Annotated in this window: 14 protein-coding genes; 9 read left to right on the top strand and 5 right to left on the bottom strand. The window is 60.2% G+C overall.

All coding sequences use genetic code 11. From position 1 onward, the window contains the following. The first annotated feature begins 110 nt into the window (after positions 1-110). From AB4N47_RS08045 to yecR, 3 genes are all read left to right on the top strand, one after another. The gene (locus tag AB4N47_RS08045) at positions 111-1,487 is read left to right on the top strand and encodes a pyridoxal-phosphate dependent enzyme (RefSeq protein ID WP_341637282.1); all 1,377 of its coding nucleotides are present in this window, start codon (positions 111-113) and stop codon (positions 1,485-1,487) included. After that, entirely contained in the window at positions 1,484-2,656 is a 1,173-nt protein-coding gene (locus tag AB4N47_RS08040) for a cystathionine gamma-synthase (protein WP_341637281.1), read from the top strand. The genes AB4N47_RS08045 and AB4N47_RS08040 overlap by 4 nt, the downstream gene beginning before the upstream one ends. A gap of 202 nt (positions 2,657-2,858) precedes the next feature. Further along, positions 2,859-3,167: a YecR family lipoprotein gene (yecR, locus tag AB4N47_RS08035; protein WP_336352507.1), complete on the top strand. Its 309-nt coding sequence runs from the start codon at positions 2,859-2,861 to the stop codon at positions 3,165-3,167. Positions 3,168-3,186: 19 nt separating this feature from the next. Here yecR and AB4N47_RS08030 read toward each other — a convergent pair whose 3' ends face one another. After that, on the bottom strand, positions 3,187-4,794 hold the full coding sequence (locus AB4N47_RS08030; protein WP_341637280.1) for an ATP-binding response regulator: 1,608 nt from the start codon (positions 4,792-4,794) through the stop codon (positions 3,187-3,189). A 113-nt stretch (positions 4,795-4,907) separates the two neighbouring features. Here AB4N47_RS08030 and AB4N47_RS08025 point away from each other — a divergent pair, with 113 nt between their 5' ends. After that, positions 4,908-5,510, top strand: a complete 603-nt coding sequence (locus tag AB4N47_RS08025; protein WP_341637279.1) for a response regulator transcription factor — start codon at positions 4,908-4,910, stop codon at positions 5,508-5,510. A 7-nt stretch (positions 5,511-5,517) separates the two neighbouring features. Here the strand turns inward: AB4N47_RS08025 and AB4N47_RS08020 are convergent, their stop codons facing one another. Beyond that, entirely contained in the window at positions 5,518-6,516 is a 999-nt protein-coding gene (locus tag AB4N47_RS08020; RefSeq protein ID WP_341637278.1) for a bile acid:sodium symporter family protein, read from the bottom strand. An 82-nt stretch (positions 6,517-6,598) separates the two neighbouring features. Here AB4N47_RS08020 and AB4N47_RS08015 point away from each other — a divergent pair, with 82 nt between their 5' ends. Next, positions 6,599-7,387 (top strand): AraC family transcriptional regulator, encoded by a 789-nt coding sequence (locus AB4N47_RS08015; protein ID WP_071172719.1) that lies wholly within the window; start codon positions 6,599-6,601, stop codon positions 7,385-7,387. 238 nt (positions 7,388-7,625) lie between these two features. After that, positions 7,626-8,600: a TerC family protein gene (locus tag AB4N47_RS08010; protein ID WP_341637277.1), complete on the top strand. Its 975-nt coding sequence runs from the start codon at positions 7,626-7,628 to the stop codon at positions 8,598-8,600. A 124-nt stretch (positions 8,601-8,724) separates the two neighbouring features. Here AB4N47_RS08010 and AB4N47_RS08005 read toward each other — a convergent pair whose 3' ends face one another. Continuing rightward, positions 8,725-9,825 carry a polyamine ABC transporter substrate-binding protein gene (locus tag AB4N47_RS08005; protein ID WP_041480044.1) on the bottom strand — a complete coding sequence of 367 codons (1,101 nt, stop codon included), beginning with the start codon at positions 9,823-9,825 and terminating at the stop codon, positions 8,725-8,727. Between the two features lie 249 nt (positions 9,826-10,074). Continuing rightward, positions 10,075-11,481: a purine-cytosine permease family protein gene (locus tag AB4N47_RS08000; protein WP_341637276.1), complete on the bottom strand. Its 1,407-nt coding sequence runs from the start codon at positions 11,479-11,481 to the stop codon at positions 10,075-10,077. Positions 11,482-11,804: 323 nt separating this feature from the next. On the opposite strand from AB4N47_RS08000, the gene AB4N47_RS07995 reads away from it, so the two are divergent. Continuing rightward, positions 11,805-12,290 carry a flavin reductase family protein gene (locus AB4N47_RS07995; protein WP_016775037.1) on the top strand — a complete coding sequence of 162 codons (486 nt, stop codon included), beginning with the start codon at positions 11,805-11,807 and terminating at the stop codon, positions 12,288-12,290. Positions 12,291-12,369: 79 nt separating this feature from the next. On the opposite strand, the gene AB4N47_RS07990 is transcribed toward AB4N47_RS07995, so the two are convergent. Beyond that, complete coding sequence (locus tag AB4N47_RS07990; protein WP_341637275.1) at positions 12,370-14,316, bottom strand: methyl-accepting chemotaxis protein; 1,947 nt, start codon at positions 14,314-14,316, stop codon at positions 12,370-12,372. Positions 14,317-14,519: 203 nt separating this feature from the next. Here AB4N47_RS07990 and AB4N47_RS07985 point away from each other — a divergent pair, with 203 nt between their 5' ends. Then, positions 14,520-15,563 carry an LLM class flavin-dependent oxidoreductase gene (locus tag AB4N47_RS07985; RefSeq protein ID WP_341637274.1) on the top strand — a complete coding sequence of 348 codons (1,044 nt, stop codon included), beginning with the start codon at positions 14,520-14,522 and terminating at the stop codon, positions 15,561-15,563. A gap of 221 nt (positions 15,564-15,784) precedes the next feature. Further along, complete coding sequence (locus AB4N47_RS07980) at positions 15,785-16,603, top strand: alpha/beta fold hydrolase (protein WP_016775055.1); 819 nt, start codon at positions 15,785-15,787, stop codon at positions 16,601-16,603. The last annotated feature ends 75 nt before the right edge of the window (positions 16,604-16,678 follow it).

Below are 16,678 nucleotides of genomic sequence, written 5' to 3'. Positions count from 1 at the left end.
GCTGGATTTTCCAAGGATTAAAGGTTGCGAGAGAGGATGTCTGCGCCTAAGTTGCACGCGAGTCTTTTCCCGCGATTGGAACGCGATCAACACCATAAAGAGGTGAAGAAATGTCGAAGGAATCACGCCCTGCCGTGCTTGGGCTGATAGGCAATACTCCGCTGGTTCAGGTCACCCGCTTCGATACCGGACCGTGCACGCTGTTTCTCAAACTCGAATCACAGAACCCCGGCGGCTCGATCAAGGACCGTATCGGTCTGGCGATGATCGACGCCGCTGAGCGTGACGGTCGCCTGCAACCGGGCGGCACGATTGTCGAGGCCACTGCCGGCAATACCGGTCTGGGTCTGGCGCTGGTCGGCCGCGCCAAAGGCTATCGTGTGGTGCTGGTGGTGCCGGACAAAATGTCCACCGAGAAAGTCCTGCACTTGAAGGCCATGGGCGCCGAAGTGCACATCACCCGCTCCGATGTCGGCAAGGGCCATCCCGAGTATTACCAGGACGTCGCCGCGCGTTTGGCCAAGGACATTCCCGGCGCGTTTTTCGCCGACCAATTCAACAATCCCGCCAACCCGCTGGCCCATGAATGCAGCACCGCACCGGAAATCTGGGCGCAGACCGAACATGATCTGGACGCCATCGTCGTCGGCGTCGGATCGGCCGGCACGCTGACCGGGCTGAGTCGTTTCTTCAAACGCGTGCAACCGAATCTGGAAATGGTCCTCGCCGATCCGGTCGGCTCGGTGATGGCGCAATACAGCCGCGACGGCACCTTGCCGACGCCCGGTTCGTGGGCGGTCGAGGGTATCGGCGAAGACTTCATTCCTTCAATCACCGACCTGTCCAGCGTGCGCCACGCCTACTCGATCAGCGACGCGGAAAGCTTCGATCATGCGCGCCAACTGCTCAAGGCCGAGGGCATTCTCGGTGGCTCATCGACCGGCACCCTGTTCGCTGCCGCGCTGCGTTATTGCCGCGAGCAGACCGAGCCGAAACGCGTGGTCAGCTTTGTCTGCGACACCGGCACGCGCTACCTGTCGAAGGTCTACAACGACCAGTGGATGACCGATCAGGGCCTGTTGCAGCGCAAGGGCTACGGCGATCTGCGCGATTTGATCGCACGGCGTTTCGAGGACGGCCGGGTGATCAGCGTCGGCCCGGACGACACCCTGCTCACGGCCTTCCAGCGCATGCGTCTGGCGGACGTTTCGCAACTGCCGGTGCTGGTCGAAGGCAAACAACTAGTGGGAGTGATCGACGAGTCCGACATCCTCCTCGGCGTCCACGAAGACGCCGCACGTTTCAGCCAGTCGGTGTCGAGTGTGATGACCGACAAACTGCAAACCCTCGCCCCGGCTGCGAGCCTGGCCGAGCTGGAAGCGGTGCTCAGCCGTGGCCTCGTCGCGATCATCGCTGACGGTTCCGGCTTCCATGGCCTGATTACCCGCACCGACATGCTCAACCAATTACGGAGATCCCTTGCATGAATCAGCACGACGATAAATCCCAAGGCTTCGCCACCCGGGTGATCCACGCCGGGCAAGAGCCGGACCCGACCACCGGCGCGCTGATGCCGCCGATCTATGCCAACTCCACCTACCTGCAAGACAGCCCCGGCGTGCACAAGGGTTTTGACTACGGCCGCTCGCACAACCCGACGCGTTTCGCCCTGGAGCGCTGCGTTGCGGACCTCGAAGGCGGCACCCGCGCGTTCGCCTTCGCCTCAGGGCTCGCGGCGATTTCCACGGTATTGGAACTGCTCGACGCCGGCTCACACATCGTCTCCGGCAATGACTTGTACGGCGGCACGTTCCGCCTGTTCGACAAGGTCCGTCAGCGCAGTGCCGGGCACCGTTTCAGCTTCGTCGACCTGACCGATCTGTCGGCGTTCGAAGCCTCGCTGCAGGACGACACGCGCATGGTCATGGTCGAAACTCCGACCAATCCGCTGCTGAGCCTGTCGGATCTGGCCGCCATCGCGCGCATCTGCCGCGCACGCGGGATCATCTGCGTGGCCGACAACACCTTCGCCAGCCCGTACATCCAGCGCCCACTGGAGTTGGGTTTCGACATCGTCCTGCACTCGACCACCAAATACCTCAACGGCCACTCCGACGTGATCGGTGGCATTGCCGTGGTCGGGCAGAACGCCGAACTGGCGGAAAAACTCGGTTTTCTGCAGAACGCCGTCGGCGCGATTTCCGGGCCGTTCGATGCGTTCCTGACCTTGCGCGGGGTGAAGACTTTGGCGCTGCGCATGGAACGTCACTGCAGCAACGCCCTGGATCTGGCGCAGTGGCTGGAACAGCAGCCGCAGGTCAAGCGCGTCCACTATCCGGGCCTGACCTCGCACCCGCAGCACGAACTGGCCAAGCGGCAGATGCGTGGTTTTGGCGGGATGATTTCTGTTGATCTGAACAGCGATCTGGCCGGCGCACGGCGCTTTCTCGAGAACGTGCAGATCTTTGCGTTGGCGGAAAGTCTGGGCGGTGTGGAGAGCCTGATCGAGCACCCGGCGATCATGACCCACGCGACCATTCCGCCGGAAACCCGCGCGAAGCTGGGGATTGGCGATGGGCTGGTGCGGTTGTCGGTGGGGGTCGAAGACATTGAAGACCTGCGCGCCGATCTGGCTCAGGCACTGGCAAAAATCTAGCGCCGCAAATACGTAAAAGTCCTCACAGTGACGGGCGGCTCATTCGAGTCGCCCGACGTTGCAATAGCACATTTGTGCTAATCGACCCTGCTCCCCCTCGGCGCTATATTCCTTGCACTCCAGAACGCTCCCGACGTTGCCCTTTCGCAGCGCGCGGGATCGTTGTGCCTGCAATTCAGAACGACACCAAGGAAGAAACACCATGAAATCCCTGATCGCAACACTCACCCTCAGCGCGCTTTTTCTCACTGGCTGCGCCACGCCGAAACAATGGGAAGCCACCGGCGGCAGCAAAACCGATGGCATCGTCCAGGTGTCCTACGAACTGGGCCAATTCGAAAGCGGCCAGACTAACGCCGAGCAGGGACTGACTATCGCAGCGCAACGCTGCAAAACGTGGGGCTATAAAACTGCCGAGATCACCGGCTCGGAAAAAAACATCTGCCGCACCATGGGCAAGTTCAATTGCCTGCAAACCACCATTACTCAGGACTACCTCTGCAAGCGATAACAGCGCGATTATTACGGCGCTAAACCTGCCGGTCGCGCAGCCCGCGCAACGTGGCGCGCAACTCGGCCGGCCGCACAGGCTTCGACAGAATCGCAATCTGTCGATCGTGCAAGGCAGCCTGAATCTTCTCGACGTCGTGCCCGGTGATGATCATCGCCGGCACCGCCCAGCCGCGCTGCCTGCGCACTGCGTCGATGCATTCGATGCCAGTGGCGTGGGTGCCGAGGTCATAGTCGGCGACGATGATGTCGCAGTCGGTGACCAGATCTTCAGCCGACGACTCGGCCTGCACCACGCAGCCCCAGCGTTCAAGCAACGCTGAGGTTGCCAGCAGTACGTTGCGATCATCCTCGACCAGACACACCTTCAGCCCGGTCAACAAACCCACTTGCCGCGCTTCACCGCGGACAACCAGTGACTGCGGTGCCGCTACGATCGGCAAACCGCCAAGGGTCACCGCCGTGCCGCGCCCTGACCGCGAACGCAGCGTGACTTCCATCCCGATCAATTCCCCGAGCCGCTTGATGATCGACAGCCCCAGACCCACACCCTCGACGTCTTTGTCGCGCACCTGCCGCACCCGGTAAAACTCCTCGAAGACCTTGGCCAGGTGCTCTTCGGCAATGCCGTTGCCGCAGTCATAAATGACGATTGCCAGCCCTGCCCCGCGTTTACGCACGCCAATCAGCACTGGCCGCTGCGCGCCGTATTTGAAGCAATTGGAGAGCACGTTCTGCACCATCGTCGCCAGCAGCGCCGGGTCGGTTCTGACCCAGTGGTTGCGCGGTCGCAGCCGCAGCTCGACACCCGCCCAACGGGCTGCCTCCTGGTGTTGGCGGACCAGTTCCGCGAGCCATTCTCCGAGGTTCAGCGTCTGCATTTTTGCTTCGACCCGGCCGTTATCGAGGGTGTACAGGTCGAGGATCGAGCGGAACAACTGCGAGACGTTGAGCAGTGAGCGGTCGATGTTGTCGACCAACCGCCGCTCCTCATCACCCAAGCGCGACTCCCGCAGGCACGCGGTAAACAGTCCGATGGAGTGAATTGGCTGACGCAAGTCGTGACTGGCCTGCGCCAGAAACCGCGATTTCTCCAGATTCGCCGCCACCGCTTCTTCCGACGCCTTGCGTGTGCGCTCCAACAGCAAGTGTGCATAGAACGGAATGACCGTGCTGGTGATCAGCAGCATCAACACCATGAACGGCTGCGCCTGCCAATACGGGGTCAGACGATAGACCACCAGCAGCGCCACCAGCGCCAGCCCGGTGGCAATCGCCAAGTAGCGCGAGCCGTAGCGCATACCATTGCCGAGATTGACCCAGACCATCACCGCGTACAGTGGCAACGCCGCTTCGCCGCCGATCACCAGCCCGAAACAGGTGCCGGTGTAATCGTGGGCCATGGCAAAAATCCGCCGGGCTGGATAATGCCCCGGCCAACGCGCAATGGCCTGGCGAAATACGATCGACGCCAGCAGGAACAGGCTGATGTAGGTGATGACCGGCAGGTAGGTCTCGAAGCGATGGCCCGGCAAAAAGACCAGTACGACCATGTAAACCACCGCGATGGCGGCGATGATGATGCGCAGATTGGCTTGGTCGAGTTCGGTGTTTTTCTCGAACTTCATGGGAAACGTCCTTGTGCAGCGATTGCAGTTTCGGAAGCAGCCTACAGGCAACCTTCGCGTCCAGTGCTAAGGTGCAGGCCTTGAATCACGCCTGACCCAGGGAGGGTCGCATCATGACGTGCCGGATCATCATAGCCGACGATCACCCGCTCTTTCGCGAGGCAATGCTGCGCACCGTGCAGCGCTTGCTGCCCGAAGCGAATATCTGCGAGGCCGGCGACTTCGACGCTGTGCTCGAGCTGCTGTCACAGGACAACGAGCCGGACACGCTGATACTCGATCTGCGCTTTCCCGGACTGACCTGCATCACTCAACTCGCCGACTTGCGCCAACGATTGCCGCGCACCACGCTGATCGTGGTGTCGATGGTTGACGATCAGGCGCTGATCAGTGAAGTCATGGCGGCGGGCATTGACGGTTTTATCGGCAAGAACATTGCGCCGGATGAAATCGGCCAGGCGATTCTGGCGATCCGTGAAGGTGAAGTACTGGTGAAGTCGGCGCCGTCCGGCTTGTTGCCGCTGGAAACCGCGACGACGCTGACGCCGCGTCAGCAGGACGTGCTGCGTTTGATCGCGCAAGGCAAGACCAACAAGGAAATCGCCCGTGAACTGGATATTTCGCCGTTCACGGTGAGGATCCATGTGTCTTCGTTGTTGCGCACGCTGGACGTGCCGACGCGGGCGGCAGCGGCGGTCAAGTATTCGGGTCTGTGAAGCGGTTTTACGGGTCGACCTGCGCCATCAAATCCGGCACCGACTCCGGTCGTTTCGCATAGCGCTGGGCCAATACCGCGCAGACCATCAGTTGGATCTGATGGAACAACATCAGCGGCAGAATCAGCACGCCGATGGTGCTGCCGGCAAACAGTACCTGCGCCATCGGCACGCCGGTCGCCAGGCTCTTTTTCGAACCGCAGAACAGAATGGTGATGCGGTCTTCCTGATTGAAGCCGAAGGCTTTGCCGAAAAAGGTCGAGGCCAGTAAAACCAGCGCCAGCAGAATGCAGCAGACCACCACCAGGCCGAGCAATTCGAACAACGGAATCTGCTGCCAGATGCCTTCGTTGACCGCCTCGCTGAATGCGCCGTACACCACCAGCAGAATCGAACCCTGATCAACGAATTTCAGCCAGTTCTTGTTGCGCCCTACCCACGCGCCGATCCAGCGGCGGGCGATCTGCCCGGCAATGAACGGCAGCAACAATTGCACGCTGATCTTCACTATCGCATCGAGGGTCGAACCGCCGTCACCGTGAACGTTGAGCAGCAGCGTTACCAGCAGCGGCGTCAGAAAAATCCCGAACAGACTGGACGCCGCCGCACTGCAGATCGCCGCCGGAATATTGCCTCGCGCCAGCGAAGTGAACGCGATCGCCGACTGCACGGTGGCGGGCAACGCGCAGAGGTAGAGCATGCCCATGTACAGCTGATCACCGATCAGTGGTGACAACAGCGGTTTCAGCGCCAGGCCGAGGATCGGGAACAGTACGAAGGTCAGGCCGAACACCAGCAGATGCAGACGCCAGTGGCCGGCGCCGGCGATGATCGATTCGCGCGACAGCTTGGCGCCGTGCAGGAAAAACAGCAGGGCGATGGCGATGTTGGTCAGCCAGCCGAAGCCGACCGCGACCTGGCCGCTGGCCGGCAGGAAGCTGGCCAGCAGGACGACGCCGATCAAGGTCAGCGTGAAGTTATCGGGCAGAAAACGTGGGCGCGTCATGAGATTCATCCGGGGGTTGCCAGTGCGTACCGACGACTCTAACGTGACTGGCAATTACCGACTAACGCCGAAGAGCCGCAAGATGCCGCCTAAAGGACATAGCAAAAGCGTGCGCCGCAGTGTTCCCGGGTTGCCCAGCCTGCCGCGCCCCGTGTACGGACGCACCGAATCGCTGCCCAATCGCGCCCTCACCCGCCGCCACAGTCATCCGTGGGTGCAGTTGTCCTACGCGATTCAGGGTGTGCTCGAAGTGCAGACCAGCGCCGGCCGATTCGTCGCGCCGCCGGAGCGTGCGGTGTGGATTCCGGCGGGCGTGCCGCACCGGGTGTTCAGCGCACCGCATACGGAAATGCGCAGCCTGTACATCGATAGCAGCGTCACCGGTTGGGCGGCTGAACATTGCCATGTGCTCGGCGTCAGCGATTTGCTCAGGGAGTTGATTCGCGCCTTCAGTCAGGTGCCAGTGGAATACGACGAAAGCGGCCCTGACGGACGCTTGGCCCAGGTGATCCTTGATCAATTGGCCGACGCGCCGACCATCGACTTGATGCTGCCGCTGCCGCAAGACCCGCGCCTGAAGCAGATCTACCAGAGCCTGGAGCAACACCCGGAACAGCAGACCACCCTGAGCCACTGGAGCGAAAAATTCGGTGTCACCGAAAAGACTCTGACCCGCCTGTTTTTGCGCGACACCGGCCTGACCTTCCGCGCCTGGCGTCAACGCCTGCGCCTGCTCGGGGCACTGACGCCGCTTGAGAAAGGTGAGCGTGTGACGGATGTTGCGCTGGCCTGCGGATACGACTCGACCTCGGCGTTCATTGCCGCGTTTCGTCAGCAGTTCGGCGAAACGCCGGGAGAGTTTTTCCGCTGACACTTCGTTTTTGCCGAACTGTCAGTCAGAAATAAACGATTTTTCTTTGCTCCAGATCCGTCGCTAGCATGGCCCCATCTGACTTTGATCGAGAAGAGAAGATGATCCCTGTGGGAGCGAGCCTGCTCGCGAACGCGGTGGGTCAGCAACCTCAACTTCACTGTTCCATCGCATTCGCGAGCAGGCTCGCTCCCACAGGGGATGCGCTTGCTGCAAATAAAAAGACAGGGAGCGTGCCATGCCTGCCACGAACATCAATATCGGCGAACCCTGGATGTGGGGTGCCTTCATCATCTTCGTTCTGGCCATGCTGGCCCTGGACCTGTTTGTCTTCGGCGGGCGCAAGGCGCACCGGGTGTCGGTGCGGGAAGCGTCGGCCTGGGTGATTGCCTGGTGCCTGTTGGCGCTGAGCTTCGCCGGGTTGCTCTGGTGGTATCTGCACGGTGAATTCGGCGGTGAAATCGCCCGGCAGAAAACCCTGGAATTCCTCACCGGCTATCTGATCGAGCAGTCGCTGTCGATCGACAACATGTTCGTCTTCGTGATGATCTTCAGCTACTTCGCCGTGCCACCGGAATTGCAACGACGAGTGCTGCTGTACGGCGTGCTCGGCGCGATTGTGATGCGAGCGATCATGATTTTTGCCGGGGTGTGGCTGGTGTCGCAGTTCGAATGGCTGCTGTATGCCTTCGGTGTGTTCCTGATCATCACCGGGATCAAGATGCTGGTGTTCGCTGATCATCAACCGGATCTGGAAAAGAATCCGTTATTGCGCTGGGTGCGCGGGCATATGCGCATCACCAGTGGCTTTCATGGCGAGAAGTTTTTCATCCTGCAGAACAGCGTGCGCTGGGCGACACCGATGTTTCTGGTGCTGGTGCTGATCGAGGCCAGCGACCTGATGTTCGCCGTCGACAGCATTCCGGCGATCTTCGCCGTGACCACCGACCCGTTCATTGTCTTCACCTCGAACATCTTCGCAATCATGGGCCTGCGCGCGCTGTACTTCCTGCTGGCGGACATGGCTGACCGCTTTCACCTGCTCAAATACGGGCTGGCGATCGTACTGGTGTTCATCGGCGGCAAGATGGTGCTGATGCCGTGGTTCCACATGCCGGTGGAATGGTCGCTGGCAATCGTCGGGACGGTGATTCTCGGGTCGGTGCTGTTGAGCCTGGTGACTAGCCGCGAGGCAGAACGCCGCACCGAATGACACAACCCACCCCCACCTGTGGGAGCGAGCCTGCTCGCGAATACGCCGGATCATTCAACATAGGAGTTGAATGACACCCCGCTTTCGCGAGCGGGCTCGCTCCCACATTTGAAGTGCGGTGCTCTTATTTATCGGATTTGATACTGGTCCACACCCGCGTCCGCACCCGTTCCATTTTCTGCGGCAACGGCTGCACCACGTACAGGGTTTTCAGCGCTTCGCTGGTCGGGGTCAGGTTGGGGTTGTCGGTGATGTCCTTGTTGACCAGCGGCATCGAGTCCTTGTTGGCATTTGGATACCCGAGGAAATCACTGATCGGTGCGATCACTTTCGGGTCGAGCAAGTGGTTGAGGAATTCGTGGGCCTCGGCGACGTTCTTCGCGCTCTTCGGAATGGCGAAGGTGTCGAACCAGATCGGCGCGCCCTCCTTCGGCAAACGCCAGTCGACCACCACACCGTTGCCCGCCTCTTTGGCGCGATTGCCGAACTGGTAGAAGCTGCCGGAATAACCGATCGCCACGCAGATGTCGCCGTTGGCGATGTCGGTCATGTATTTGGCCGAGTTGAAATAGGTCACGTACGGGCGAATCTTCATCATCAAGGCCTTGGCCTTTTCATAGTCCGCCGGGTTCTGGCTGTTCGGGTCGAGGCCGAGGTAATGCAGGGCAAGCGGCAGGATTTCCGACGGCGAATCGAGCATCGCCACGCCGCAGGCCTTGAGCTTTTCCATGTTCTCGGGCTTGAACACCAGATCCCAACTGTCCACCGGCGCATTTTCGCCCAGGGCGGCCTTGACCTTGGCCGGGTTGAAGCCGATCAGCACGGTGCCGTACATGTACGGCACGCCGTACTGGTTGCCGGGGTCGTTGGCGTCGAGCAATTTGAGCAGGGCCGGATCCTGGTGCTGCCAGTTCGGCAATTTTGACTTGTCGAGTTTCTGGAACACGCCGGCCTTGATCTGGGTTTCGATGAACTGATTGGACGGCACCACCAGGTCGTAACCGGAGTTGCCGGTGAGCAGTTTCGCTTCCAGGGATTCGTTGGTGTCGAAGGTGTCCCAGGTCACTTTGATCTTGCTTTGCTCGGCGAAGTCCTTGGGCACTGACGGCAGAATGTAATCCGCCCAGTTGTACACCCGCAGTTCGCGCTGCTCGGCCTGGACGGCGCTGGCCAGCAGCGTCAGGCCACACACGGTGGCGCCCAGAATGCGTTTGATCGTGACCATGGTTGTTTCCCCGAATGCGACGTGAGATCGATGGTTTTTATGTTCTGTACACGGCAGTGGCTGTAACGATAGCCAAGGGCAAAAAAGGTCGAGCCTTTTGTTATGGTTTCGATTCTTGCTGACAGCGTAGCGCGATGACAGTAGGCGGCAGGCCAAAAGGGGATCGATATGGCCAATTTGCTTGACCGCTGAAATGCGCAAACAAAAATGCCCGGCGCTGGGCCGGGCATTGCTGTGTTGCCGTTGGGATCAGTCGGTATAGACGAGTCTCGCCGCCCTGCTCTGCTGCGCCTGCCCGCGAGTCGCGAGGCAGTAATACAGCGGCACCGTTACCACCAGGCCAACCAGCCACGACAGGTCGGCACCTTCCACCAGATTGGCGTATGGCCCGACGTACAGCGAGGTGTTGGCAAACGGCAGCTGCACGATGATGCCGATGAAGTAGGCAATGATCGCGTGCAGGTTGAAGCGCCCGTAGATGCCACCGTCGGCGCGGAAGATCGAGGCGATGTCGTAGTTGCCGCGCTTGATCAGGTAGAAGTCGATCAGGTTGATCGACGCCCACGGCACCAGCACCAGCAACAGCGCCAGAATCAGGCCGATGAATTCGGAAATGAAATCCGCCGAAGCACCGAGGGCGACCACGCAGCATCCGGCCAGGATCACGCTCGACAGCACCACGCGCACTTTGATGCTCGGCGTCCATTGGCTGGCGAAAGTCTGGATCGAGGTGATGATCGACAACACCGCGCCATACAGATTGAGCGCGTTGTGGCTGATGATGTTGAGCAGAAACAGCACCATCAGAATCGGCCCCAGCCAACCGGTGGACTGCTTGACCGCAGCCATCGCTTCAGTGCCTTCCGGCGTCGCCAGTACCGCCACCGCGCCAAAACTGAACGAGAGAATCGTGCCCAGCGTCGCGCCCAAATACGTCGCCCAGAAGGGTTTGGCGATACCGATGTCTGCTGGCAGATAACGCGAATAGTCGGAGACGTACGGCGAGAAGCTGATCTGCCAGATGATCCCCAGCGACACCGTCGCCAGCCAGCCGGAGAGATTGAAACTGCCGCGCGTCAGGAAGTCCGCTGGCAAGTCATGGGCGAAGATGTAGATGAAGCCTGTGAGCAATGCGCCGCCCATCACCCAGGTGCCGATGCGGTTGAGGGTGTGGATGAAGTTGTAGCCGATCACACCGATCGCCGTAGCAGCCAGCGCGCCGATCAGAATGCTCAGCGGCGCTGGCACAGACGGCACAATGCCGACGATGGATTTACCGGCCAGCACGATGTTGGAAATGAAGAAACCGATGTAGATGAGCGCCGCGAAGAACACGATCAGCAGAGCTCCATAACGACCGAACTGACCGCGACTCTGGACCATTTGCGGAATGCCCATGCGCGGACCCTGCGCCGAGGCCAGCGCGATCACCACGCCGCCGATCATGTGCCCCAGCGCAATCGCCAGCAGCCCCCAGAACAGATTGAGGTGGAACACCTGAACCACCATGGCGCCGGTGACAATGGGCAGTGGCGCAATGTTGGTGCTGAACCAAAGAGTGAACAGATCGCGGGCCTTCCCGTGGCGTTCCGCGAGTGGGACGTAATCGACCGTATGATTCTCGATCAACGGATCTTGCCGGGACATCTGGGACATATGCATGAACTCGAGTTTGTCTGTTTTTATCTTTGTATGAAGCCAAACCGGGAGGACTCTTGGGTCGCCCCTCAGATGCAGACCATATTATGGTATTCCAAACTTTGCACAAGCCTGATCCGCTGATTCTGTCGCTGTCTGATCCGCTATCCTCGCTGATCACACCCCTGCACGGCTAGCTGAACGCCCCGTAAACATTGCCTTTCCGACGAAAGTGGCACGTTTATCGGTTCACCAGAAAAGCTCTTGCAAGATATGTATTACGGTATACCATCAGACCTACAAATCATAAAAACCGCGTCACACCACCCGAGGACCACCCAATGATCGATGCTGCCATTTACAAACAAGTCATGGGCTCGTTCCCGTCCGGCGTCACCGTCATCACCACGCTGGACGACGACGGTCAGATCGTCGGCCTGACCGCCAGCGCGTTCAGCTCGCTGTCGATGGATCCGGCGCTGGTGCTGTTCTGCCCCAATTACAGCTCCGACTCTTACCCAGTGCTGATCAAGAACAAACGCTTTGCGATTCATCTGTTGTCCAGCGTGCAGCAAAGCGAAGCCTATGCCTTCGCCCGCAAAGGCAAGGACAAGGCGCAGGGCATCGAGTGGACATTGAGCGAACTGGGCAACCCAATCCTCGCCAATGCCACGGCGGTGATCGAGTGCGAGTTGTGGCGTGAATACGAAGGTGGCGACCACGCGATCATGGTCGGCGCGGTGAAGAACCTGATCGTCCCCGAGCAAGTCGCCGGACCGCTGGTGTATTGCCACGGCAAGATGGGTGCGTTACCGGTTGTGGCGTGATTTCACCAGATCTCGGATATCCCATTTGGGAGCGAGCCTGCTCGCTCCCACAGGTTTTGGTGTTGCCTGGGCGACCGTGTCAGGTCCTAAACCGGCTCACCAACTGATTCAACGTCTGCGACAACGCCGTCAGATTCTGCGCATCCTGCCGAGTCGAATCCGCCAGGCTCGCCACCAACTGCGCATCGCCATGAATCTGGCTGATGTGCCGATTGATGTCCTCCGCCACTTGATGCTGTTCTTCCGCCGCTGTGGCGATCTGCGTGTTCATGTCGCGGATCACGTCGACCGATTCACGGATCATTTCAAAACTCGCCCGCGCCTCGTTGATCGACACCACGGTTTCCTGCGATACCTCAAGGCTGGCGTGCATCTGCTTGCCCATCTGGTGGGTGCGCCGCGCCAGATTGCCGAGCAGTGCGTCAATCTCACCGGTGGAATCCGAGGTGCGTTTGGCCAGCGCCCGGACTTCATCGGCGACCACGGCAAAGCCCCTGCCCTGTTCACCGGCGCGCGCGGCTTCGATGGCGGCGTTGAGCGCGAGCAGATTGGTCTGCTCGGCAATTGAGCGAATCGTGCCGAGAATCGACTGGATGTCGTTGCTGTCCTGCTCCAGTTGCTGCATCGACTCGGCGCTGTGGCCGATCTCCTGACTCAAGCGCCCGACGTTACTTACCGCCGCGTCGATCTGCTGCTGCCCGGTGTGTGCCTGACGCTGACCGTTGTCTGCCGAGTCGGCCGCCTGACTGCACGAGCGCGCAACCTCGTTGGAAGTGGCGACCATTTCGTGAAACGCCGTAGAAACCATGTCCACCGCCTCACGCTGACGCGAAGCGACGTCGGCCATTTCCGCCGAGACCTCGGTGGCGCTGCCGGAGCTGCTGTGAATCTGCCCCGCTGCCTGGCCGATGCGTTGAATCAACGTGCGTATCGCTTCGAGAAACTGGTTGAACCAGCCCGCCAGTTGCGCGGTTTCATCCTGCCCGCGTACTTCCAGTCGCGCAGTCAGATCGCCCTCGCCCTGGGCAATACCTTCGAGTCCACTGGCGACGCCACGAATCGGCTTGACCATCAGTCCGGCAAACCACGCGCCGGCCATTGCAAACAACAGCGCGCAAACCACAGCGATAGCGCCGATCAGCCACGTCAAACGCGTCGCCGCCGCCATCACTTCGCTCGCCTTCACCAAGCCGACAAACCGCCAGCCCAACGCCTGCGACGGCCAGACCAGCGCCATGTAATCCTCGCCGGCCAATTGCACCTCTACCAGGCCTTTGCCCGCCTCGGCCAGTTGCTGATAACCGTCGCCGAGATCGCTGAGTTTCTTGAAGTTGTGCGCCGGATCGCTCGGGTCGACCAGCACGGTGTTGTTGGCTTCCATCAACATCAGATAACCGCTCTCGCCGAGGCGGATCTGCTTGACCAGATCGGTCAATTGCTTGAGCGACACATCGATGTTGACCACGCCAGCATTGCTGCCCAACTGGTTGTTGAAACTGCGTACGGTGCTCACCAGCACCACGTCATCCGCCGCCCAATAATAGGCCTCGGTGCGTAGGGTTTTGCCGGGATTGGCCATCGCGGTTGTGTACCAGGGGCGGGTGCGCGGATCGTAGTTCGCCAACTTCGCATCGCCCGGCCAGAACAGGTAACCGCCCTGCTCGGTGCCGACGGACAGATAGGTATAGGCCGGGTGCGCCTTGGCCAGACCGTCGAACAGCTTGAACAACTGTTGATCCTGCGGCCCCATCGGCACTTGCGCGGCGTCGCTGCTCAGGTAGCGTTTGAGGCTGGTGTCGATGCTTTGCAGTTGCGGATGCTCAGCCAGATAGGCAACGTTCTGGCTGATGCCCTCGAAGAACAGCTGCATCGCGTTTTCCACCTGACGCACTTCGCGCCCGGTGCTATCGGTAAAGGTGTCGCGCGCGCCCTCGCGAACATTGAGGATGATCAGCGCTGCCACCAGTAACACCGGCAGGCTGGCGATTACCGCAAATGCCAGAGTCAGTTTTTGTTTTATGTTCATTGCTTGCGCCTTCCTTGTTCGAAGTGTCGGTCAGAAATATTTTGCGGATATTCCGTATTATGGTATACCAATATTCAATCAACCGAACAGCCGTCCTCGAAGGCGTGCTTGAACGGTGAGAAGACTCGCGAGCGCAACGCGTTCACGTCAGTTCGACAGGCCCGCACACGACCGGCCAATTACAAAAGACTCGAGGTAGCGTCATGAAATTTTCCCTGTTCGTACACATGGAACGCTGGGACGAAAGCGTCAGCCACCGCCAACTGTTCGAAGACCTGACCGAACTGACCCTGATGGCCGAGGCCGGCGGTTTCAGCACCGTGTGGATTGGCGAACACCACGCCATGGAATACACCATCTCCCCAAGCCCGATGCCGCTGCTGGCCTACCTCGCAGCGAAAACCACCACCATCCACCTCGGCGCCGGCACCATCATCGCGCCGTTCTGGCACCCGCTGCGCGTCGCCGGCGAATGCGCCCTGCTCGACGTGATCAGCAACGGCCGCATGGAAGTCGGTCTGGCGCGCGGCGCCTATCAAGTCGAATTCGACCGCATGGCCGGCGGCATGCCCGCCTCCAGCGGCGGCCAGGCCCTGCGCGAAATGGTCCCGGTGGTCCGCGCCCTGTGGCAAGGCGACTACGCCCACGAAGGCGACATCTGGAAATTCCCCACCTCGACCAGCGTGCCGAAGCCGATCCAGAAGCCCAACCCACCCATGTGGATCGCCGCCCGCGACCCCGACTCGCATAACTTCGCCGTCGCCAACGGCTGCAACGTCATGGTCACGCCATTGATGAAAGGCGACGAAGAAGTCCTCGACCTGAAGAACAAATTCCAAACCGCACTGGACAACAACCCAGACGTACCGCGCCCGCAATTGATGGTGCTGCGCCACACCCACGTGCACACCGCTGATAACCCGGACGGCTGGAAAGTCGGCGCCAAAGCCATCTCACGTTTCTACCGCACGTTCGATGCGTGGTTTGGCAACAAGCAAACACCAGTCAACGGCTTCCTTGCGCCGAGTCCGGAAGAGAAGTTTGCCGGACGTCCGGAGTTTGAACTGGAGAGTCTGCACAAGACCGCGATGATTGGTACGCCGGAAGAAATCATTCCGCGGATCAAGTACTACCAGGAACTGGGGGTGGATGAGTTCAGCTTCTGGTGTGATAACAGCCTGCCGCATGAAGAGAAGAAGAAATCGCTGGAGTTGTTTATCAAGCATGTGGTGCCGGCGTTTCGCTAGGAGCCTGTCCATCTCTCAGCATTGAAAAAAGGGCGACTCCGACCGGAGTTCGCCCTTTTTCAATTCTGTAATGTCGAAGTGAAATACTCATCGCGCAACGTACGACTCTTTCCTCCCACCAAACCAGCACTTGCGTACAAGTGCCTTTCGCATTTTGCGCGGATAGTGGCCGTTGCCCATTCGGCATCTATTCTTGCCACACACGATCACAAGGAGTTTGCATGAGCACCTTCAAGACCCAAGACGGCACCGAGATCTATTACAAGGACTGGGGCAGCGGCAAGCCCGTGCTGTTCAGCCACGGCTGGCCGCTGGATGCCGACATGTGGGAATACCAGATGGAATACCTGAGCAGTCGCGGCTACCGCACCATCGCCTTCGACCGCCGTGGTTTCGGTCGCTCCGATCAACCATGGACCGGCTACGACTACGACACTTTCGCCGATGACATCGCCGGCCTGATCAATCATCTGGACCTGCGTGACGTGACCCTGGTCGGCTTCTCGATGGGTGGCGGCGACGTCAGCCGCTACATCGCCCGCCACGGCAGCGAGCGTGTTGCCGGTCTGGTATTGCTCGGTGCGGTCACGCCGCTGTTCGGCAAGAAAGCCGATTTTGCCGACGGCGTCGACAAATCGGTGTTCGACGGCATCAAGGCTGGCCTGCTGAAAGATCGCGCGCAGTTCATCGCCGACTTCAACGCCCCGTTCTACGGCACCAATCAGGGCCAGAAAGTCTCTGACGGCGTGCTCACGCAAACCCTGAACATCGCGTTGATGGCATCGCTCAAGGGCACCGTCGACTGCGTGACCGCGTTCTCGGAAACCGACTTCCGCCCGGACATGGCCAAGATCGACGTGCCGACCCTGGTGATCCATGGCGACGGCGACCAGATCGTGCCCTTCGAAACCACCGGCAAGCAGGCGGCCGCGCAAATCAAAGGCGCCGAGTTGAAGGTTTACGCCGGCGCGCCGCACGGGTTCGCCGTGACCCACGCGCAGGCGTTGAATGAGGATCTGCTGGCGTTCCTCAATCGGTAATCCCGCCCGGCACACGCCGTAGTCAGATGCTGATGAACCAAGGCCCGCGCGATGCGAGCCTTGTGTTTTGCGCTA

This window comes from Pseudomonas sp. S3_G06 (genome assembly GCF_054667565.1).
This window is presented reverse-complemented; position numbering and strand designations above follow the sequence as displayed.